Origin of the sequence: Vibrio mexicanus (assembly GCF_001012815.1) — a bacterium.
GTDB lineage: Bacteria > Pseudomonadota > Gammaproteobacteria > Enterobacterales > Vibrionaceae > Vibrio > Vibrio mexicanus.
On the sequence record NZ_JYJP01000128.1, the window covers coordinates 53,120 to 74,987 of the forward strand.

General features: G+C 44.3%; 14 protein-coding genes and 7 pseudogenes. 14 read left to right on the plus strand and 7 right to left on the minus strand.

Annotated elements, in window-relative coordinates; genetic code table 11:
• Positions 1–104: 104 nt before the first annotated feature.
• The 3 genes and pseudogenes from gcvP to UA76_RS19895 form a co-directional block, all read right to left on the minus strand.
• Positions 105–2,983, minus strand: a pseudogene (gcvP, locus tag UA76_RS19885) (aminomethyl-transferring glycine dehydrogenase).
• Positions 2,984–3,141: 158 nt separating this feature from the next.
• A complete protein-coding gene (gcvH, locus tag UA76_RS19890) occupies positions 3,142–3,522 on the minus strand; it encodes a glycine cleavage system protein GcvH (RefSeq protein ID WP_047049648.1) in 381 nt (126 codons plus the stop codon).
• A 49-nt stretch (positions 3,523–3,571) separates the two neighbouring features.
• Positions 3,572–4,867, minus strand: coding sequence for a serine hydroxymethyltransferase (locus UA76_RS19895; RefSeq protein WP_047049649.1), 1,296 nt, complete (start codon positions 4,865–4,867; stop codon positions 3,572–3,574).
• Between the two features lie 375 nt (positions 4,868–5,242).
• On the opposite strand from UA76_RS19895, the pseudogene UA76_RS19900 reads away from it, so the two are divergent.
• From UA76_RS19900 to UA76_RS19915, 5 genes and pseudogenes are all read left to right on the plus strand, one after another.
• Positions 5,243–5,867: pseudogene (locus UA76_RS19900) on the plus strand (helix-turn-helix domain-containing protein).
• Positions 5,868–6,192: 325 nt separating this feature from the next.
• Positions 6,193–7,325, plus strand: a pseudogene (gene gcvT / locus UA76_RS19905) (glycine cleavage system aminomethyltransferase GcvT).
• A gap of 108 nt (positions 7,326–7,433) precedes the next feature.
• Entirely contained in the window at positions 7,434–8,087 is a 654-nt protein-coding gene (locus tag UA76_RS25305) for a S1 family peptidase (RefSeq protein WP_157617690.1), read from the plus strand.
• Between the two features lie 13 nt (positions 8,088–8,100).
• Positions 8,101–8,463: a trypsin-like serine protease gene (locus UA76_RS25310; protein WP_162198968.1), complete on the plus strand. Its 363-nt coding sequence runs from the start codon at positions 8,101–8,103 to the stop codon at positions 8,461–8,463.
• A 291-nt stretch (positions 8,464–8,754) separates the two neighbouring features.
• A complete protein-coding gene (locus tag UA76_RS19915; RefSeq protein WP_047049650.1) occupies positions 8,755–9,423 on the plus strand; it encodes a LuxR C-terminal-related transcriptional regulator in 669 nt (222 codons plus the stop codon).
• A 73-nt stretch (positions 9,424–9,496) separates the two neighbouring features.
• Here the strand turns inward: UA76_RS19915 and nadE are convergent, their stop codons facing one another.
• Positions 9,497–10,327 (minus strand): ammonia-dependent NAD(+) synthetase, encoded by an 831-nt coding sequence (gene nadE / locus UA76_RS19920; RefSeq protein WP_047049651.1) that lies wholly within the window; start codon positions 10,325–10,327, stop codon positions 9,497–9,499.
• A 234-nt stretch (positions 10,328–10,561) separates the two neighbouring features.
• Between nadE and UA76_RS19925 the strand changes: the two genes are divergently transcribed.
• Positions 10,562–11,071, plus strand: a complete 510-nt coding sequence (locus tag UA76_RS19925; RefSeq protein ID WP_047049652.1) for a nicotinate-nicotinamide nucleotide adenylyltransferase — start codon at positions 10,562–10,564, stop codon at positions 11,069–11,071.
• A 182-nt stretch (positions 11,072–11,253) separates the two neighbouring features.
• Positions 11,254–11,604: a hypothetical protein gene (locus UA76_RS19930; protein WP_420340932.1), complete on the plus strand. Its 351-nt coding sequence runs from the start codon at positions 11,254–11,256 to the stop codon at positions 11,602–11,604.
• Positions 11,605–11,666: 62 nt separating this feature from the next.
• Here the strand turns inward: UA76_RS19930 and UA76_RS19935 are convergent, their stop codons facing one another.
• Entirely contained in the window at positions 11,667–12,074 is a 408-nt protein-coding gene (locus tag UA76_RS19935; protein WP_047049653.1) for a hypothetical protein, read from the minus strand.
• A 351-nt stretch (positions 12,075–12,425) separates the two neighbouring features.
• Between UA76_RS19935 and thrS the strand changes: the two are divergent.
• From thrS to UA76_RS19965, 6 genes and pseudogenes are all read left to right on the plus strand, one after another.
• A pseudogene (thrS, locus tag UA76_RS19940) lies at positions 12,426–14,353 on the plus strand (threonine--tRNA ligase).
• A 3-nt stretch (positions 14,354–14,356) separates the two neighbouring features.
• On the plus strand, positions 14,357–14,908 hold the full coding sequence (infC, locus tag UA76_RS19945) for a translation initiation factor IF-3 (RefSeq protein WP_075202610.1): 552 nt from the start codon (positions 14,357–14,359) through the stop codon (positions 14,906–14,908).
• A 119-nt stretch (positions 14,909–15,027) separates the two neighbouring features.
• Positions 15,028–15,222, plus strand: a complete 195-nt coding sequence (gene rpmI / locus UA76_RS19950) for a 50S ribosomal protein L35 (protein ID WP_047049664.1) — start codon at positions 15,028–15,030, stop codon at positions 15,220–15,222.
• Between the two features lie 41 nt (positions 15,223–15,263).
• Positions 15,264–15,617: a 50S ribosomal protein L20 gene (rplT, locus tag UA76_RS19955; protein ID WP_004401084.1), complete on the plus strand. Its 354-nt coding sequence runs from the start codon at positions 15,264–15,266 to the stop codon at positions 15,615–15,617.
• Between the two features lie 234 nt (positions 15,618–15,851).
• Entirely contained in the window at positions 15,852–17,480 is a 1,629-nt protein-coding gene (locus UA76_RS19960; protein WP_047049655.1) for a methyl-accepting chemotaxis protein, read from the plus strand.
• A 168-nt stretch (positions 17,481–17,648) separates the two neighbouring features.
• Complete coding sequence (locus tag UA76_RS19965; RefSeq protein ID WP_047049665.1) at positions 17,649–18,476, plus strand: SGNH/GDSL hydrolase family protein; 828 nt, start codon at positions 17,649–17,651, stop codon at positions 18,474–18,476.
• A 515-nt stretch (positions 18,477–18,991) separates the two neighbouring features.
• Here the strand turns inward: UA76_RS19965 and UA76_RS19970 are convergent.
• Together UA76_RS19970 and UA76_RS23235 are read right to left on the minus strand one after the other, a co-directional pair.
• Positions 18,992–19,537: pseudogene (locus tag UA76_RS19970) on the minus strand (MSHA operon transcriptional regulator); the annotation flags it as partial.
• A 355-nt stretch (positions 19,538–19,892) separates the two neighbouring features.
• A pseudogene (locus tag UA76_RS23235) lies at positions 19,893–20,047 on the minus strand (DUF3012 domain-containing protein).
• Between the two features lie 162 nt (positions 20,048–20,209).
• On the opposite strand from UA76_RS23235, the pseudogene UA76_RS19975 reads away from it, so the two are divergent.
• Positions 20,210–21,728: pseudogene (locus UA76_RS19975) on the plus strand (phospholipase D family protein).
• Positions 21,729–21,868: the final 140 nt, after the last annotated feature.

Here is a 21,868-nt window from a genome sequence, read left to right on the forward strand (position 1 = left end):
TCATTATTGAACTTACTTCTTGTCATACGGGAAATAGGAATATCAGGGCAAACAAAAAAAGGCGAACCCAATGGTTCGCCTTTGTCTATTTGATAGAAAAACAATTAGTCTTCGTAGTTGTCGATGCTTGGGCAAGAACAGATAAGGTTACGGTCGCCGTATACGTTGTCGACACGGTTAACTGTTGGCCAGTACTTCCACGTTCTTTGGTGCGCAGATGGGAAGCTACCAAGTTCACGTGAATATGGGCGATCCCACTCTTCGTTTGTCATATCAACTTGAGTGTGAGGTGCGTTTACTAGCGGGTTATTATCTAGTGGCCAAACACCCTCTTTCACTTTCGTCATCTCTTCACGTATAGCGATCATTGCTTCACAGAAACGGTCTAGCTCTTCCAAGTCTTCCGACTCTGTTGGCTCAACCATTAGTGTACCTGCAACCGGGAACGACATCGTTGGCGCGTGGAAACCGTAGTCCATTAGACGTTTTGCAATGTCTTCTTCACTGATACCCGTCTCTTCTTTCAGCGGGCGAATATCGATAATACATTCGTGTGCAACGCGGCCGTTGCTGCCACGGTAAAGAACAGGGTAGTGAGGACGTAGTTTTTCCATCACGTAGTTGGCGTTTAAAATCGCAACTTTAGTCGCTTCTGTTAGGCCAGCTTCACCCATCATGGCAATGTAAGCCCAAGAGATAGGTAGGATTGACGCACTGCCAAGGTCTGCAGCGGCAACCGCGCAATCTGAACCTTCAACGCCATTTTCAATGTGACCCGGTAGGAAAGGCGCTAGGTGAGATTTCACACCAATTGGGCCCATACCCGGACCGCCACCACCGTGTGGGATACAGAATGTTTTGTGCAGGTTTAGGTGTGATACATCTGAGCCGATTAGGCTGGTGATGTTAGACCAACCTGTGCGTTCATGTTAGCGCCGTCTAGGTAAACCTGACCGCCAGCTTCATGAACCATTTCACACACTTCTTTCACTTGCTCTTCATACACGCCGTGCGTTGACGGGTAAGTGATCATGATGCTTGATAGGTTGTCGCGATGCTTGTCGATTTTCGCTCCTAGGTCTGCGATGTCGATGTTGCCGTCTTCGTCACATTTCACCACAACCACTTTCATTGAAACCATTGAAGCCGTTGCAGGGTTAGTACCGTGCGCTGAGCTTGGAATCAAACATACGTTACGGTGACCTTCGCCGCGGCTCTCATGGTAGCGTTGAATCGCAATCAAACCTGCGTATTCACCAGAAGCCCCTGAGTTAGGTTGTAGAGAGAAATCATCGTAACCCGTGATTTCACACAGTTTCTCTTTTAGGTCTTTCGCTAATGCGGTGTAACCTGCGGCTTGATCTAATGGTGCGAATGGGTGAATTGCGCCAAACTCTGGCCATGTCACTGGGATCATTTCTGCCGCTGCATTGAGCTTCATGGTACAGCTGCCCAGTGGGATCATACCGTGAGTTAGCGAGAAGTCTTTGTTCTCAAGCTGTTTTAGGTAGCGCATCATTTGTGTTTCGCTGTGATGCGTATTGAATACTGGGTGCGTTAGGTAAGACGTTGTACGACGCAGCGCCTCTGGAATAGCGGCGAACTCATTACCCGCGATTTCCACAGATAGATCGGCAACGTTCTCATTTACATCAAAGATTGCAAATAGCGCTTGGATATCTTCTGTTGTGGTGGTCTCGTCCAAGCTGATGCCAAGTTGTTCAGGCAGTTTACGCAGGTTTAGCTCTGCGGCTTGCGCTTTGTCGTATATCGCTTGCGTGTTTGCACCCGTGTTCAGAGTGATGGTGTCGAAGAAGCTATTATGTGCCAATTCGAAGCCAGTTTTAGTTAGACCAGCCGCTAGGATGGCTGTCATGTGGTGCGTGCGGCGAGCGATAGTGCGAAGGCCTTCTGCACCATGGTATACCGCGTAGAACGATGCCATGTTGGCAAGCAGTGCCTGAGCAGTACAGATGTTTGATGTCGCTTTCTCGCGGCGAATGTGCTGCTCACGAGTTTGCATTGCCATGCGAAGTGCTTGGTTGCCGTTGGTATCAATAGATACACCGATGACACGGCCTGGCATAGTACGCTTGTGTTTGTCGCGCGTTGCCATGAAGGCTGCGTGCGGACCGCCGTAACCCATAGGTACACCGAAACGCTGCGCGCTACCGATAACAACATCTGCGCCCATTTCACCTGCAGGCTTAAGTAGTGCGCTCGCAAGTAGATCTGTAGCAACCGAAACCAATGTTTTGTTTGCTTGTGCTTTGGCGATGATATCTGTCAGATCGCGAACTTCACCGGTTGTGCCTGGGTATTGAAGCAATGCGCCAAACACGTCGTGTTCAGGTAGAGTTTCAAGCGCATCAATCACAACATCAAAACCGATGTATTTCGCACGAGTTTTTACCACTTCAATGGTTTGAGGGTGAACATCGTCTGCTACAAAGAAGACTTTACTCTTGCTCTTACCGGCGCGCTTACATAGGGTCATCGCTTCAGCAGCAGCAGTCGCTTCGTCTAGTAGAGAAGCGTTAGCGATCTCCATACCTGTTAGGTCCATGACCATCTGTTGGAAATTCAGCAGTGATTCTAGGCGACCTTGTGAAATCTCTGGTTGATAAGGCGTGTATGCGGTGTACCAACCTGGGTTTTCAAGTACGTTACGTAGGATGACGTTTGGCGTGAAAGTATTGTAGTAACCCTGACCAATGAATGTTCGGTTAACTTTGTTCTGCTGAGCAAACACTTTCATTGCCTCTAGCATGTCCGCTTCGCTTTTCGGCGCATCTAAGCTAAGAGGTTGCTCTAAACGAATTTGGGATGGCACGGTTTCGTCAATCAAGCTTTCCAAGCTGCTGGCATTGATTGCAGCGAGCATTTTTTGTTGGTCGGCTTTATTCGGGCCATTGTGGCGCGCAACAAATTCATTTTGCGTGCTCAGTTCGTTTAGTAGTGGGCTGTTTAATTTATCAGTCATGGTTCCTTTACCTTCTCAATAAGGCCTTCATCATTTTCTTGTTCGTTGCTATATCAGGTGAGTAATGCCTTGTTGAGCAAGGGCTTGGCAACGAAAAGTAATAAGCGTCCTTATAAAAAAGCTGCTCAGCTTTCACTGAGCAGCTTAACTTTTACTGCTTACTCGTCTTCGATCGAGTTTAGGTATTCCTCGGCGTCTTTCAGGTTGTTAAGCTCGTCTGCATCAGACATTTTTACTTTAACAATCCAACCACCTTCATACGGCTCTTCGTTGATCAGCTCTGGGCTATCTTCTAGCTCTTCGTTGATCTCCAAGATTTCGCCGGTTATTGGTGCATAGATATCTGAAGCGGCTTTTACAGATTCAACCAATGAGAAGCTTTCACCAGCTTCGATTTCGTCTTCAACCTCTGGTAGGTCAACGAAAACTACATCGCCTAACATTTGCTGAGCGTGCTCAGAAATACCGATTGTTACTGTACCGTCACCGTTGTCTTTTACCCACTCGTGGCTATCTGCAAACTTCAGTGTGTTATCCATTGCTTATTCTCCAAATAACTGTAAGGACGTGTCCTAAATATAAAATTGTTTATCGGTAAAGTGGGTAGCGAGCACACAGTTCTTTCACTTGTTTGCGAACGCGTTGCTCAACTTCTGGGTTGCCTTCAGGGTTTTCTACTAACCCGTCTAGAACATCACCAATCCACTCACCAATGAGTTTGAATTCTTCTTGGCCAAAACCACGTGTGGTTCCAGCAGGGGTTCCTAAACGGATACCCGATGTAATCATAGGCTTTTCTGTGTCAAACGGGATGCCATTTTTGTTGCAGGTGATACCTGCACGTTCAAGTGCTTCTTCTGCCTTGTTGCCTTTTAATCCTTTAGGGCGCAGGTCAACCAACATCAAATGCGTGTCAGTGCCGCCAGTTACGATGTCGCATCCGCGCGTTTGAAGTACTTCAGCCAGTACTTTCGCATTCTGAATGACGTTATCGATGTATGTGTTGAATTCAGGGCCTAATGCTTCACCAAATGCCACTGCTTTCGCCGCGATGACATGCATAAGTGGGCCACCTTGCAGGCCTGGGAAAACGGCTGAGTTGATTTTCTTGTTGATCGCTTCGTCGTTGGTCAGGATCATGCCGCCGCGTGGGCCACGAAGTGTTTTGTGCGTTGTCGTCGTCACAACGTGAGCATGAGGAATTGGGCTCGGGTGAGCCCCTGTTGCGATAAGGCCTGCAATGTGCGCCATATCAACCATCAATAGCGCATCGACTTCATCTGCAATTTCACGGAATTTAGCAAAATCGATAGTACGTGGAATCGCGCTACCACCGGCAATGATCATTTTCGGTTTGTGTTCTAGCGCGAGTGCACGAACGTCTTCGTAGTTGATTTCTAATGTTTCACGGTCAACGCCATACTGAATTGCGTTGAACCATTTGCCTGAAAGCGCAGGGCGAGCACCGTGCGTTAAGTGACCGCCAGCATCAAGTGACATGCCTAAGATTGTGTCACCAGGCTGAAGTAGAGCGAGTTTGACTGCACCATTGGCTTGAGCGCCAGAGTGTGGTTGAACGTTTGCGTATTGGCATTTGAAAAGCATTTTTGCGCGCTCGATAGCAATCGCTTCAACGGTATCTACATGTTCGCAACCACCGTAGTAGCGGCGGCCTGGGTAGCCTTCAGCATACTTATTGGTCAGGCAGGTGCCCTGCGCTTGCATGACGGCTTTAGATACGATGTTTTCAGAGGCGATGAGCTCAATCTGCTCATTCTGGCGACCGTTTTCAGCTTGGATGCCGGCAAAAATGGCATCGTCGGTAGCGGCTAGGCTGGTGGTGAAAAAGTTTTCAAGACCTTGTTTTTGGTATGCATTGTTCATGGTAGATGACCTTCCATACTGCCAGCGAGTTTTATCTCTATTGTCATTACTCACTTGGCTTAATTAATACTTCTGCACCTTATAAAATGTAGGGCGGTACAGCGCGAATTAGTCCCTAAAAATGTGGGCAAAATGGTCGGCTTATTTGTTAAATTCGACTTTAAGCAAGACCAGAAATAGCATCTCTTCATCTAACAAGTCGATAACATACCCCTTGCGCAACAAACATTCAATCAAAAATTTCCAATAGGAAACATAGTTTCTAAATTTGTTACGTGGAGCACGGTTTATTTGCGCTTGTCCTCTTTAATCAATTAGTGGCTTCGTGCAACAATGATGTTTCATATAGGAAGCAGTACTAATTGAGGGACAGGTATGTCTGAAGATATCTATGATGAGTACCCATCGTTGACGCTAGCCAAAGAGGCCGGCGACCAAAATATAGAGCCCCTAAAGTTAGGCCAAAGAATTAAAGAAATTCGAGCAAAACTCGGAATTACTTTAGAAGAGGCAAGCCAACGAACTGGGCTGGCTCGTTCAACGTTGAGTAAAATAGAGAACGAACAGATCTCACCAACGTTTCAAGCGATGCAAAAGTTGGCGCTTGGCCTTCAGATAGATATGCCTCAACTCTTTGAACCACCAAGAAAAAAAAGTTGCAACAGGTCGGCGAGACATCTCGATTGCTGGGCAAGGTAAACCTCACCCAACGCCAACCTACGAACACGAGTTGCTTGCGACTCAGTTATCGAACAAAAAGATGATGCCTTTTAAGAGTCGTATCCGCGCTCGAAGTTTCGAAGAGTACAGCGACTGGGTTAGGCATGATGGCGAAGAGTTTCTACTTATTCTTTCTGGTGAAGTTCGATTCTTTTCTGAATTCTACGAACCGGTGATTTTGTCGGAAGGGGACAGCGTTTATTATGACGCGAATATGGGGCATATGCTCGTTTCAGTCAGTGAAGAAGACGCTCATATTTTGTGGGTGACCGCTAAATAACTCAATTCTATTAAGTTTCCTATAGTGAAAGCACACGTTTGCGTAGGCAGATGTGTGCTTTTTTTGTGGTCGAAATAGGGCTGTTTATTGTGCTGTCTAGCTTGTTTGCTAGGATTGGTTATGTGACAAGGGTGTTAAATGTCACATTTTTGCTTGTTTAAAAGTTGTTAATGGTGAATTTTAGTCCAATCCTTGTTTACTATACGAAACATAATTTCCGGACTGTTTAGTTTGCTTCCACTGTTAAACAGGAAAAAACGGTAAGCAGGCAAAAATCACAATCAATACCATCCTATGTAGTAGGGTTTGGTGAATGGAGAACACAATGACACAAGATGCAGCGACTCAGGATTTACTAAAGACGCCACTTTATGATTTACATAAAGAAGTAGGAGCGAAGATGGTTCCATTTGCGGGCTACGAAATGCCTGTGCAATATCCGCTTGGTGTTAAAAAAGAGCACATTCATACCCGCGACGCCGCAGGTTTGTTTGATGTATCGCACATGGGCCAATTGCGTTTACATGGTGAGGGTGCGGCTGCGTTTCTTGAATCACTGGTTCCTGTCGACATCATTGACCTGCCTTCAGGCAATCAGCGTTATGCCTTCTTTACTAACGATGAAGGCGGCATTATGGATGACTTGATGGTGGCTAATCTTGGCGACCATCTATTTGTAGTGGTCAATGCGGCTTGTAAAGAGCAAGACATTAATCATCTTGAAGCACATTTACCTGAAGGCGTTGAGCTTGAGGTGATCGACGATCGCGCTTTGCTTGCATTACAGGGGCCAAAAGCAGCAGAAGTGCTAGCACAAATCCAACCTAAAGTTGCGGATATGGTGTTTATGGATGTGCAAACGCTAGATATCGATGGCGTTAACTGCATTGTAAGTCGCAGCGGCTACACCGGCGAAGATGGATTTGAAATCTCAGTACCAAACGAAAGTGCTGAAGCGCTTGCGAAAAAGCTTACAGGCTTTGATGAAGTAGAGTGGATTGGTTTAGGTGCTCGCGACTCTCTACGCCTAGAGTGTGGCCTATGTTTGTATGGTCATGACTAGATACGACAACTACCCCTGTGGAAGCCAGCCTTCTTTGGGGCATTCAGAAAATTCGTCGTATTGGTGGCGAGCGTGAGGGTGGGTTCCCAGGTGCCGATATCATTCTTAAACAGATTGAGTTGAAAGACGTATCACGTAAACGTGTTGGATTAGTTGGGCAAACTAAAGCACCAGTGCGCGAAGGTACAGAGTTGTTTGATACAGACGACAACAAGATTGGCGTTGTAACAAGCGGTACAGCTGGCCCAACAGCAGGCAAACCAGTTTCAATGGGTTACATTCGAGCAGACCTAAATGTAATCGGTGAAGAGGTCTATGCCCTCGTTCGAGGAAAAAAATTAGCGATGACCATAGAAAAAATGCCTTTCGTTCCACAGCGATATCACCGTGGATAAACTATACTACCAAGTATCAATGTAAATGATTAAAGCCTTCTATTTAGAAGGCTTTTTTTATGTGACTCACGTTGCGATGGTTCGAAGTTCTAGTGAAAGGATATTTCTATGAATAAAAGTTCTCTACTGACGGTTTCAATACTTGCTACTTTTCCAATGAGTTTGAGTGTATCTGCGTCGGATGTTGAGGTCAGCCCTTATATTGTTAATGGCTCGAGTGCATCGGTGACAGAATTTCCTTCAATAGCGACTTTGTTCTATGACCGTATCGATTACGATGGAGTGTATGGTAGCGGAAGTTTTTGTGGTGGAACGCTATTGGATGAGCAGCATATTTTGACAGCGGCGCATTGTTTTTATAACGATAACGGGAACACAATCGATGAAGATACAGTGCTCTTTACGTCGATTGTCCCTCAGCTCTCTGATGAAGGTGATTTTCCGAACGGTAATATCCAAAAAGTTATGGCGGAGACGTTTTACTTTCATCCGGACTACAATCATGCGACTTTGTTGAATGATATCGCAATCATTAAATTGGCTTCTCCGTATAATATTGACCCCAATACTGATGGTATCCAACGACCTGCAGATGAAAGTTATCGAGGTCCGAACACGTTTAAAGCTCTTGGGCATGGAAGAACAACAGATACCACCAACCCGATTGGAGCATTACTAGAAACCACATTGACTTATGAAACAAATGCGACTTGTGATTCAGTATTCAATACTGATATACAAGACAGTCATTTTATGTTTTAGCGGTGCATTTAACGTGAGCTCTCAATTGAGTAACAGCACTTGTCAAGGTGACTCTGGCGGGCCAGTCTATTGGCAGCGTGGTGCTAACGATTGGGTACAAGTCGGCATTACTAGCTTCGGTCCAACTAGTTGTGGGACAGGAGCGATTACATCAGTCTTTACAGAAATTTATGATTATCGAACGTGGATCGACAGTGTAATTGCGGGAAGTGAAACTGCGAGCTACACAGCGACTGATGCTAGACGAGAAGAATACTTAGCATCATTAGTAGATACGGGAAATACTGATTCCAGCTCTAACTCAGGTGACAGTGGTGGCAGTTTACCATTGTGGGTACTTGCTGGCTTGGGACTATTCTTTAGCCGCAGACGCTAATCAGTCACTCTGGCCCAAAAAGGAGGACGGTGCTTACCGTCCTTTTTTTGAGCCTAACTTTTTGTATTAGAGCTTAAATCTAAAGTACTAGATTTTTCTTATTATTGCCTCTAATGCATTTAATTGAGTATTCTCTCAAAACTGAGAGAATGATAATTATTCTATGGGAAACATACGGTTATGCAACTTTTGTTCTATCGCGCAAAAAGTAGCCATTGACACGAAAAAATAGTTCTATAGATTTGCTGAATGTTTGTTGGCGGATGAATATCGGCGAGAGGGGCAAAGGAAATGAGTGAGACAGACACCAAACAGATCACACTGTTATCTGACCATAGCATGCAGGCGAATCTTTTTAAGCAATCGATAGAAGCAAACTTGAACGTGTCATTGAACATTGTTCCATTTTCTCAACTAGTTAACAGCTTCAACCCGACGCTGTTACTTAATGAAATAATCTTGGTTGATTACGCTTATCTAGACCAAGAGAAGTTTGAGCATTACACACAAGTGCGCAGCGCCTGCAAACATAACGTGAAAGAGATAGTGATTAACTGTCCAAAAGACTTGGGATCTTCACACCTGTTTAAGTGGCGCGGTCTTGTTGCGGTGTTCTATGTAAACGATGATCTAGAGCTGTTACTTAAAGGAATGAAAAAAGTCATGCAAGACGAAATGTGGCTATCTCGTAAACTGGCACAAGATTACATACAGCACTTCCGTTGTTCTAATAGTGTGACAACCTCTAAGACATACACTAGCCTGACTAAGCGAGAAAAAGAGATCATTCACTTACTCGGACATGGTGCGTCAAATATCCAAATCGCAGAAGAGCTGTTTGTTAGCGAGAACACAGTGAAAACGCATCTACACAATATCTTTAAGAAGATAAACGCGAAGAACCGACTTCAGGCTTTATTGTGGGCGAATAACAACATTGGCATGGAAGAACGTGTTTAGCGTTGACTGAATAAATGCGAATAAAAAAGGGAGCGAAGTGCTCCCTTTTTGATTGTTCACGATTCGACTTTTATTAATCGTATATCGTCGGAATTGGCTGACGTTTGTGTTGCGTGGCTTTATAGATACCAATCAACCTTTCAGATACAAACTCAGGGACAGGTTTACCTTCCAAGAAATCATCAATTTGGTCATAGCTTAGGTTTAGTGCATCTTCGTCGGCTTTTTGAGGATCAAGCTCTTCAAGATCGGCTGTTGGCACTTTCTTAACCAGCAGTTCTGGCGCGCCAAGTGTCGCTGCGATTTCACGTACTTGGCGTTTGCTTAGGCCAAATAGCGGAGCCAAATCGCAAGCACCGTCACCGAACTTAGTGTAAAAACCAGTAATGTTTTCCGCTGAATGATCGGTTCCAAGAACTAAACCACCAACGTAACCAGCAATCTCATACTGAGCGACCATGCGGGCACGTGCTTTCACATTGCCTTTCACAAAGTCGACTTTTGCTGGGTCTTCAGGAATGAGGCCAGTACCTTCAAGGGCAAGGTTAGTGGCAGAGTGAATACCATCAACGCCTTGTTGAATGTTAACCGAAACGGAATGCGTTGGCTTGATGAACCCCAACGCCAGTTGAGCTTCGTCTTCGTCTTTTTGCTCACCGTATGGAAGACGCACAGCAATGAATTGATAGTCGTTACTGTTGGTCTGGGTATTAAGTCCTTCGACGGCCAATTGAGCGAGTCGGCCACAGGTTGTTGAATCAACGCCACCGCTGATCCCAAGCACAACTGATTTACAACCAGACTCTTGCAATTTGCGCTGAATGAACTCCACTCGACGGTCAATTTCAAAATGTGGGTCGATTGATGGGAGTACGCGCATCTCATCGCGAATGATCTGTTCCATGGTTTGTCTTCCTGCAAGCAAATAAAAAATCGATTGATGTCCGTATCATAACCCCATCGTTTATTGACTTCAAAATCCGCGTAAGGGTTGATGTGCCAAACAATTGACCGAAATTTGACTTAGATTGAGTTTCTCGAGGGAATCGTTGGTTGCATACTGTACAAATTATTTGGTTATTATTGCGGGCTGGTAAGGTGTAAGATAGCGCCGAAATAAGACGAAGTAGGGATAAGCGTGAAAATAGCCGTGTTTGGGAGTGCATTCAATCCGCCGAGTTTGGGGCACAAAAGTGTTATCGAATCTTTGGGCCATTTTGACAAAGTACTACTTTTGCCGAGCATATCGCATGCTTGGGGAAAGCAAATGCTCGAGTATACGAGTCGGTGTGAGTTAGTCGATGCGTTTATCCAAGATTTAGCGTTGCACAATGTAGAACGATCCAAAGTAGAAGAGCGGTTGGAGGAACCTGGACAAAGTGTCACAACTTTCGCCGTTTTATCTCAGTTGAGTGAAGATTTTCCTCAATCAGAGATTACGTTTGTATTAGGGCCTGATAATCTCTTCAACTTTTCAAAATTTTATAAAGCAGAAGAAATACTCAGCAAGTGGTCAGTGATGGCTTGCCCAGAAAAAGTGGCGATTCGAAGTACGGATATTCGAAATCGTTTAGCCAACGAGGCGTCAGTGGATGAGTTAACCACGCCTTCGGTTGCGCGAATTTTACAGAGTAATCATTACTATTAATTAGGGCACACGCCCATTTACTCTGTGCATGTTGTGAGGTTGCAGTACGCGGTATGCATTTTCGTTTGTTGTTGGTTGGGATGTGCGCTTTCCCAACGTTTGCTTGCGATCTTTTTACGCAAAGTTATGGGGATGAACCTCGCTCCGATCTTGCGCCTCCTTCTTACGGAGTCTGCATATCGATGCTTGATAGTTATAACTACGCAAGTGAAACGGTTATCTCGATACAAGAGAAAGAAAAGTCCTTTGAGACAGAAAGCTATTGGGAGAGTTGGGCCTTTCGATTAGATTCGGATCCATTACTCAGCCAGAGTCTTTCTTCTAACCACTTTGGCGTGGGCGTTTGGATGCCATCAGATCTATTGGAAGAATCAAAAACCATGTCGACCGAAGACTGGATCCGAAGTCATGGGTTGCAGTTTAGTGTTGGCTTTGGCGATCGTAAGCCAGGTGAACCAAGAATGCGTTTTGATTATCGATGGCATGAAAAATATGAAGGTGATGTAATGATGCAGATCGAGGTCCCTTTTTAAAACCAATTAAACCGCCAAGCAACACTCCTCGTGTTGCTTTGTTGTTTTAGGGCGCTCAGAAACTAGTGATAGCGAATTTCTTCTTGGTCATAGATGATGTAGCTGCGTGTCGACTTAACCTTCTTCTTTCCTGCGATTGTATTGCTTTCTGCTTCCTTGTTCAGTCGAAGCCCCAAATAGTCATTTTGCGTCCGCGCAATTCTTAATACACCTGTGAGCTTTCGGTCTATCTCATTGGTTTCGTTGAAGGACATGGCAGGCATGTCATTGTAAAATTTCACGCCATTGGATATCGGGAAAATATCACATTCCACCTTTTTAGGTGTGTAATTAAATGCAATAGACAGTCTGACATAGGTAAGGTCAGCCACGATAAACAGCTTCTCTTCCGATAGGTTACTTTTGATATTGTGGAAGCCAGCGTTCGACAAGCTCTGGCAAACACGATTTAGCTGATCTTTGTAGTTCATTTTGGTTCTTTGACGTAGTTTGTGAATAAAGTTGAGCGAATAAAGGTCATGGTAGTGCTCACAGTGAGGGCTTTTGTTTATTTATTGTCAGGAAAGCAACCTGATTGACAAAGCTTGATGTTCAGCCCAAATTGTTTCGCTCCCTTTCAAAGTGAATGCAAAAGAACAACTCTTGAACTTAGTCACATTCATTGTTATTTGTCTGGATTCGGTTACAATACTCGCTCGCATTTTTAGCGATGCATTCGTATTTGCATTTCTGGAGATGCTCATCACTTATTTTAGATGTGTTTACAAACACTAACTGAACACGTGTTGCTTGGTGTGCAACACCACTGTAAAGGATACCTAATGCCTATTATTACTCTTCCTGACGGCAGTCAGCGCGAATTTGATAACCCAGTTTCAACTCTAGAAGTTGCTCAATCTATTGGTCCTGGTCTTGCGAAAGCAACCATTGCAGGCCGTGTTGATGGCAACCGTGTTGATGCATGCGATCTCATTGAAAACGATGCAAGCCTTGAAATCATCACCGTAAAAGATGAAGTTGATGGTCTAGAAATCGTTCGTCACTCTTGTGCGCACCTTTTAGGTCACGCGATCAAGCAGCTCTACCCTGAAGCTAAGATGGCGATTGGTCCAACCATCGATAACGGTTTCTACTACGATATCGACATGGAGCACTCTCTAACGCAAGAAGATCTTGAAAAGATCGAAAAGCGGATGAAAGAGCTGGCAAAAACCAAGTACCAAGTTATCAAGAAAAAAGTTAGCTGGCAGGAAGCACGCGATGCATTCGAAGCTCGCGGTGAAACTTACAAGATGGAAATCCTAGACGAAAACGTATCAAAAGATGATCGTCCAGGCCTATACCATCATGAAGAATACATTGATATGTGTCGTGGACCTCACGTACCACATATGGCTTTTGCCAACACTTCACGCTATTAAACGTTGCTGGTGCATACTGGCGCGGTAATAGCGACAACAAGATGCTTCAGCGTATCTATGGTACTGCATTCCATGACAAGAAGGCACTTAAAGCTCACCTAACACGTCTGGAAGAAGCGGCTAAACGCGACCACCGTAAAATTGGTAAGCAGCTAGACCTGTTCCACATGCAGCAAGAAGCACCAGGTATGGTGTTCTGGCATCACAACGGTTGGTCTATTTTCCGTGATCTTGAAGTATTCATCCGCTCAAAGCTTGATGAATACGGCTACCAAGAAGTAAAAGGCCCTCTAATGATGGACCGTGTTCTTTGGGAACGCTCTGGTCACTGGGATAAATACGCAGATGCGATGTTCACTACGTCATCAGAAGCTCGTGAATACGCGATCAAGCCAATGAACTGTCCAGGTCACGTTCAGATCTTTAACCAAGGTCTGAAATCATACCGTGATCTACCACTTCGCATGGCGGAGTTTGGTTCTTGCCACCGTAACGAACCATCAGGTGCGCTACACGGCATTATGCGTGTGCGTGGTTTCACTCAAGATGATGCTCACGTTTTCTGTACTGAGAGTCAAATCCAAGAGGAAGTGACTAACTGTATTAAGATGGTTTACGACACGTACCAAACGTTCGGTTTTGATAACATTGTTGTGAAACTATCGACTCGCCCTGAAAAGCGTGTTGGTTCAGATGAAATCTGGGATCAATCTGAGGAAGCGCTCAAGCAGTCTCTTGAATCAATGAACATTGAGTACGAGATTCAAGAAGGCGAAGGCGCATTCTACGGCCCTAAGATTGAGTTCACTCTTTACGATTGTTTAGATCGTGCGTGGCAATGTGGTACGGTTCAGCTAGACTTCAACCTACCTGGTCGTCTAGGTGCAACTTATGTTGGTGAAAACAACGAGCGTCTTGTTCCTGTTATGATTCACCGCGCAATCCTAGGTTCACTAGAGCGTTTCATTGGTATTCTAATTGAAGAGTACGCTGGCTTCTTCCCAACTTGGTTGGCACCGGAGCAAGCAGTTATCATGAATATCACTGACAAACAGTCAGCGTATGTGCAAGAAGTTGTACAAAAACTGCAAAAAAGTGGAATTAGAGCCAAAGCAGACTTGAGAAATGAGAAGATTGGCTTTAAAATCCGCGAACATACTTTGAAGCGTGTTCCGTATATGCTTGTTTGTGGCGACCAAGAAATGGAAGCTGGCGAAATCGCAGTACGTACACGTAAAGGTAAAGACTTAGGTAAATTTAAAGTGGATGACTTTATTGCACACATCCAAGACGAAGTCTTTACCCGTAAGCTCAATCTGGAGGAATAAGCTATTAAAGGCGGAAGACGTGGCCAACAACCGGCCAAACAAAACCAGCACCGTTTAAACGGTGAAATTCGTGGCGTTCGTGAAGTTCGCTTAACAGGCGCGGACGGTGAAGCCGTTGGCATCGTTTCTATTAACGAAGCACTTGAAGCAGCTGTAGAAGCTGGTATGGATCTCGTAGAGATCAGCCCTAACGCCGAGCCACCAGTTTGTCGTGTGATGGACTATGGCAAGTTCCTCTTTGAAAAGAGCAAAGCTGCTAAAGAGCAGAAGAAGAAGCAAAAACAGATTCAGATTAAGGAAGTAAAATTCCGTCCTGGAACTGATATTGGAGACTATCAGGTAAAACTACGCAACCTGACGCGTTTCCTAGAAGACGGCAACAAAGTGAAGGTAACAATTCGCTTCCGTGGCCGCGAAATGGCACACCAAGAAATCGGTGTCGACGTTTTGAATCGTCTGAAAGAAGATACAGTGGATTTAGCTGTTGTAGAATCTTTCCCGACTCGAATCGAAGGCCGCCAGATGATCATGGTGTTAGCCCCTAAAAAGAAGTAATTAACGGCTTTTGCAAGTAAGAAAACCCTGCCGTGCTTTCTCACGAAGGTCTAGCGGCGGGGTTTTGTTCGCCCTAATTACTATTGTTTAATCAACTCAACAATGCGGAGTTCTTCATCATGCCTAAGATGAAATCCAACAAAGGTGCTGCTAAGCGTTTCAAGAAAACTGCTGGTGGTATTAAGTTTAAGCACGCTGGTAAACGTCACATCCTGACTAAGCGTACTACTAAGAACAAGCGTCAGCTACGTCCTAACTCTCTACTTCCTAAGTGTGAAGTAGCAGCAGTTGCTCGTATGTTGCCATACGCTTAATTCTTTTTAGTTTAATAATCGTTTAGTTTAGGAGAAGCATAATGCCTCGCGTAAAACGTGGTGTACAAGCTCGTGCACGTCATAAGAAAGTTCTAAAACAAGCTAAAGGTTACTACGGTGCACGTTCACGTGTTTACCGCGTAGCTTTCCAAGCAGTTACCAAAGCTGGTCAATACGCTTACCGCGACCGTCGTAACAAGAAGCGTCAATTCCGTCAACTATGGATTGCACGTATCAACGCGGCATCTCGTCAAAATGGTCTATCTTACAGCCGTTTCATCAACGGTCTTAAGAAAGCATCTATCGAGATCGATCGTAAGATTCTTGCTGACATCGCAGTATTCGACAAAGCAGCATTTGCTGTTCTAGTTGAAAAAGCGAAAGCTGCTCTTTAATTAGCAGTTTCAGGTTTAAGAGAAAGGAGAGCTTCGGCTCTCCTTTTTAATTGCCTAAATTTTGCTTTTTGGTTGAGATGTAATGACTTTATAAATATTCAAAGTTCTCGAGATAACAAAAACTATGAAATTGGGTTAATTTCTCGTAGACAAAAGTGTGATCTATGTCTAGTATTCGCGCCGGTATCAAGAATGCTACATAAACCTGATGTTAATCATTTATTGGGAAATCACATGACCCTTTCTTTCAAAAACCTCTCTATTCGAGCACAAATTCTCGTTCCTGTTCTCTTTATTACCCTAGCTCTTGCTGTCGCTTTGTGGGTAACGCAAAGAAATCTTGAAGAAGAACAAACCACGATGATTTCGAACTCAGACTCATTAACTTTCTACAAAGATTCGATTGCGGATTTAACCAATACAATCTACCCGTTGAGAGTGAATGCGGTTTATTCCATTTTTGAAGCGGAAAGACGTGACGTGTTTGCCAATCAGGTTGCTCAAGCTGAGCGAGAAGTGAATAACGTACTAAGTGTTATCAAGAGCCGTGAAACGTTCGCCCGTGATGCGCAGACAATCGGTAATGCATTCAATCAGTACATAGAGTTAGCCAAGCGCTCTACAGGCGTTTTCAATGCTTATGATAACGGCCAACTGTCGCAATCTGAATACCAACAGTTCTATGCGTCTTATCGAGGCGCTGGTGAAGTGCTTATTCAGCAAATTGAGAAGTTCTCTACAGACCTCAATCAGTTTGCCCAGCAAGCCATGCTAGATACTGCCGATGAAGCGGATGCCGTGCTAAACAAAGCGATATTGTCGATCTTTGCAGTACTTGCGGGAGCTCTAGTGTTTGCTTACTTCATATCTGGAAAAATTGTTGCCCCTATCTTTGCACTGCGTTCAGTGATGGCTCGCCTGTCAGAAGGTGATCTAACTGTAACAGCGCCTAGTGATGGTGAGAATGAGATTGCACAACTGGGTAAAGATGTGAACGTGACGGCTGAGCGTCTGAATCAAACGGTTGATCATCTGAATCGTATTAGCGAAGAGGTGGCATCTGCTTCCACTGAGTTGGCTGCGGTGATGCTTCAAGCGGAAGGTAACGCTCACAAAGAGCTAGCCGAAATCGAACAAGTGGCTTCTGCTGTTAATGAACTTGCGAGCACAGCGAATAACGTAAGTGACAATGCAACTATGGCGGATGCGACTGCACGTGAAACGGATGCTTTGGCCAAGTCTGGTTTGTCTATCTTTGAAGAGAGCAGTCAAGCGACAGCTCAAATGTCGAATGCTCTAAATGATGCAGCTCAAGTGGTTTCAAGCCTAAAACAACAATCTGAACAGATTAACGATGTGATTGAGGTAATTAAAGGCGTGTCAGAGCAAACGAATCTGTTGGCGCTTAACGCGGCGATTGAGGCAGCTCGTGCAGGTGAGTCCGGTCGTGGCTTTGCGGTAGTGGCAGACGAAGTTCGTATGTTGGCAGCACGTACGCAAGATTCAACGGTGGAAATTCAAACCATTATTGAAGAGCTGCAGAAACAGTCAGTACTTGCTAACGACTCGATGCAAGATAGCCTAGAAATGATCGCAAAAAACAGTGAGCTTGCCCAACGTGCGAACGAGGCACTAGTTGGCATCACCGAGTCTGTAATGAACATCAACGATACCAATACTCAAGTGGCCACTGCGGCGGAAGAGCAATCTCAGGTGACCCAAGATATTAATCGTAACGTGGTAAACATGTCTGAGCTGGTTAACCAGAATGTAGCTGGTATCAGTCAAAGTGCTTCGGCAAGTACAGAGCTATCAAAACTCGCTGAGAAGCAAAAAGCGCAGCTGTCATTCTTCAAACTGTAAGCAGCAATATACTGTTTTTAAGCCGATGCCTTTAAGCATCGGCTTTTTTGTTTCTGCTATTTCCATATTAATCAACTTCTCAATCAAATAATCAATCTTAGTTACGATGCTAGGTATTGAGCTAAAGCTTGGTATCATGAGGTTAAACATTTGAAATGCGTTATGTTCATGAATAGAGATAAATTAAAGGCTTGGCTAGAAAACTCAGACTACATTGATTTACCGGATTTGTATCAGGAGATAGAAGAACATTACTCACTCTATGACCTGATTGATGCTTTGAAGGAAATTAAGCGAGAGCACGGGCTAACGAGCCGTTTGAGTATTCAGAAAACGCAGATTGAAAACCTTGTGTGTCAATCACAGGAACTAGACATCAAAAGCCAGCTTGAATACATAGTGACACAAAGCGATACACAACAAAGAGGGCACAGCGTGAGCCGCTACATTCAAAGTACCGATAACCATCGTCGCTTTACACCTAAAGCTGACATTGTCATGTTCGGCGATTCTATCACTGAATGGGGCCCTTGGAATGACGCTTTGGATTACAAGATTGTTAATCGAGGCATTGCGGGAGATACGACTCAGGGAATGCTCAAACGAATCGATACCTCTATCGTGGTTAAGCCTGATTTTGTTTGTGTGATGGCAGGCATTAATGACTTAGCTCAGGGTTACAGCGTTGACCAAGTGTTTGCGAACTACAAAGAGATGCTAGCGATATGGAAAGAGTCTGACTGCCAAGTTTTGGTGCAATCTACACTCTTAGTAGGTAAACGTTTGGATGTATTGAATAGCCAAGTGAACGAGCTTAACCAAAGGCTTGAAGCGTTGTGTGCTAAAGAAGAAATTGAGTATCTTGATGTAAATTCTGTTTTGGTCGAACAAGGTATGCTTGATGCCAAATACAGTTGCGATGATTTGCATTTGAACGCGATAGCCTATGAGCAATGGCTGGTATTGCTTAAAGAACGTTTGGCCAAACTACTTTAAGTCAGTAATGGTTGTTTTAAGTTAGTAATGAAAAAGCGCTAACAGAGTTAGCGCTTTATAAAAAATAGCTATTCTTGGCGAGCTTTTCGATTGTTGACGTTGTTTCGAGGCCTGCGATTTTTACTCGCGCCTTGTCGTTGTTTTGATGTCGCTTTGTTGTCAGTACGGTTTCCGTTAGCTTCGGCTCTATTCCCGTTGCCTTCTTGGCGGTTACGGTCAGAACGATTCCGGTGACCATCGTGACCTGAACGGTTGGCATGTGACTTTTGACGATGGTTGCGTGGCTTGTGTTCACTGTTGCCATTGCCATTGCCATTGCCATTGCCTTGACCTTGAGGCTTACGGCGTCGATTTTGTGGCTTTCTGTTACCAGTCTTGCTCTCCTGAGAATGATTCTTCTCTTGAGAGTTTGCTTCAGCGTTTGAATTCGAACGACTTTTTTGACGACGCCTTTGTGGTTTGTCTGCTTTTGGCTCTTCTTCGATTTCTTCTGGCAGTTCTTCACCCGGCTTGAGTATTACCGCCTTTTTTACAAAGAAAGGGTTGTTGTACTTTTTCTCTGGCCCAAATTCAGAACGGACTAGACGATTCCAAAGTGCTTTATCAAACTCACCTTTTGGAATAGAGGGGTAAAGGGTTTCCTCTTCTTCGTTGGCAAAGTTCAAAAACTCTTTCAGTTTGATTTGGTTGTATTTATTTGCAATTTTGTTGTGCTTTTCTATCCACTCAAGCTTAAAAGCGATCAGCGCCTTTTCAGCTTCCTCTAATGGAATAGTAGAAAGATAAATGCGTTTGTAGGCGACTTTACGATCAATCATTGAACGCATTGGCGTTTGAATATAACGACCATGATGAGTGATTGAAGCTTCGTCGCTAGCGAATAAATTTACAGCCCACCCTGTTGGTATCAAGGCTCGGCTTTTGAACTTTTCATTTCTGACAAGCAATGCTTTATGAAGCACAAGATCGGATGTGCCTCTGAATGTTTGTTGCCATTTACCAATTCGGATCTGAATTGAAGTCGGTAGTCGGTAAATATTGGTAAACTTATCTGTATCCATGGGCTTTACGCTAAATCATCGTTGCGAAAATAGTGACTGGGTTCGTAGAGATAAAAACTCAGTCGATGGCGTCAAATTACGCTTATTACGATATTGGATTATAGGTGAATCCGCGTCGGTCATGATCAATAGACGCGCAGTTAGGCGTTATTTTAGCTTGAGATGATTGGTGTGTGCCAGTCATTCAATCAAAATTTACAAAATTATTAATTGGGATGGGCGAATATCTGAATGGGGTAAGCATTATGTTAATTGAGGTCCTTCCAATCAATTAAAGAGCAAGTACTTAACGCGTCATTAATATATGTCTAAGGCGATAGCTTGGATAGAAAATGAGAGGACCAATAACTTCAAACTAAAAGATGCAATGCTTAGCAAAATCACCAGCTTCGTTGGCTGTCCAGTCACCTTTGGGTTTTTCTTTCATATCCTGCACCACGCTTCGCTGCCCACTTCAGTGCAGGCCATGAGTTGAGTCGCGATAAATACTACCAATGCTAACTTTTTCACATACTTTCCTTTTGGATTAATCCTTGATGTGTCGAACAATTACCACGTAAATTGCGTGACGTTTTCAATTATTATGCAATCATAATAGATTAGTGACCGTTGATACACCTCGGTGACAAGAAACAGTTTAGATATGCGTTAAAAAGAGACAACCGGAACGCTATGAAAGTAAAGACGTTCGTTAAAATTGCTGTATGTGGTTTTTCAGTGTTAATGATTGCGTGCAGTAGTATAGATACCGCTGCGATAGAGAATAAAGTAGACAGTTATCATAGTGGGTACCAAGAAGGGAGCCTGCTAGACTCGTTTTTTAAGCAGGATGATTTCGATACATCGACACATAGCGGATTCTTCCCATTGAAACGTGGGCATGATGCCTTTCTGGCCCGATTGGCATTGATTGAAAGTGCTGAAGTGAGTCTTGATCTTCAGTATTACATTTATCGTGAAGATGAAACGGGGCAGCTCCTTACTTGGCGCTTGTACGAAGCGGCGCAACGCGGTGTTAAGGTCCGCTTGCTGCTGGATGATTTTCAAAAACGCAGTGATCGCTCACTGGCTCGCCTTAACGCTCATCCAAACATTGAGGTTAGGCTGTTTAATCCAAATCAGTTTAGAAGTGTTCGTGGCGTTGGTATGGCGACGGACTTTGAGCGTCTCAATCGCAGAATGCATAATAAATCTTTAACAGCAGATACAGTAGCCTCGATTGTGGGAGGTAGAAATGTTGGCAACGAGTACTTTTCATTCAGCAGTGCAGTAGAGTTTGGTGATTTAGACTTACTTTTGTATGGCAATACAGTCGAGCAGATCGCGGATCAATTTGATCTGTATTGGAACAGTGACTTTGCCGTGCCAGTAGAAGCCTTCGAGCCAAATGTAACGGCAAGAACAGACGAAGAGGTTCAAGCTTGGTTGCTCAATCCGGGCTGATCGAGAAGTTCAGCTATGGCGAGTATGACTTTACCCAGTTGGAGATATATAGAAAGTTTGAAAATCAAGAATTGGAACTTTTTTGGGGGCCTGCCAAACTTTGGTACGACACACCATCTAAAATTGGTGGCGCAGAGAGTGAGCTCGTTGCAAGCCTAAGCGCATTTTTAGAGCAAGTGAACGAATCAATGATTTTGATTTCACCTTACTTTGTTCCTACTGAAGAAGGGACTCAAGAGCTTATTGATGCGGTTCAGCGAGGCAAAGAAATCGTTATTGTCACCAACTCTTTAGCTTCTAATGATGTCTTTGCTGTTCATGGGTGGTACGCAAAGTATCGTGAGGCATTGATTGAAGCTGGCATAGAAATTTGGGAAGTAAAAGCAAGCGCGGACGTTGGCAATCAGTGGAGTTTAACGGGCAGCAGCCGCTCTAGCTTCATGCCAAAGCAATTATGTTTGATAAAAGAAAGCTCTTTGTTGGCTCGATGAACTGGGATCCACGCTCTGCTCATTTGAATACTGAAATGGCAGTTGTGATTGAACAACCAAACTATATCGAGGAGTCACTACTGAGTTTTGAGTCAGCGCTTCGCGATAATGCTTATGAACTGAAGATGCAAGATGGGGATATAGTGTGGAAAGACCATGTGAGTGGCGCTGTTTATACCAGTGAACCTCATGCTGGTATTCTGCGCAGGATGGGAGCAACCATAGCAGGTTGGTTGCCCATTGAAGAACAGCTGTAGTGGAGAGTCTTTAATATGAAAGTGCGACTAAGTAGAGAAGTCTTCGGATTTATAAGTAGCTAGAAAATAGGAACGACAGTTAACAAGCATAAAAAAACCTGCTCATTGAGCAGGTTTTTTTTTCAGTTCGTTATCCGACT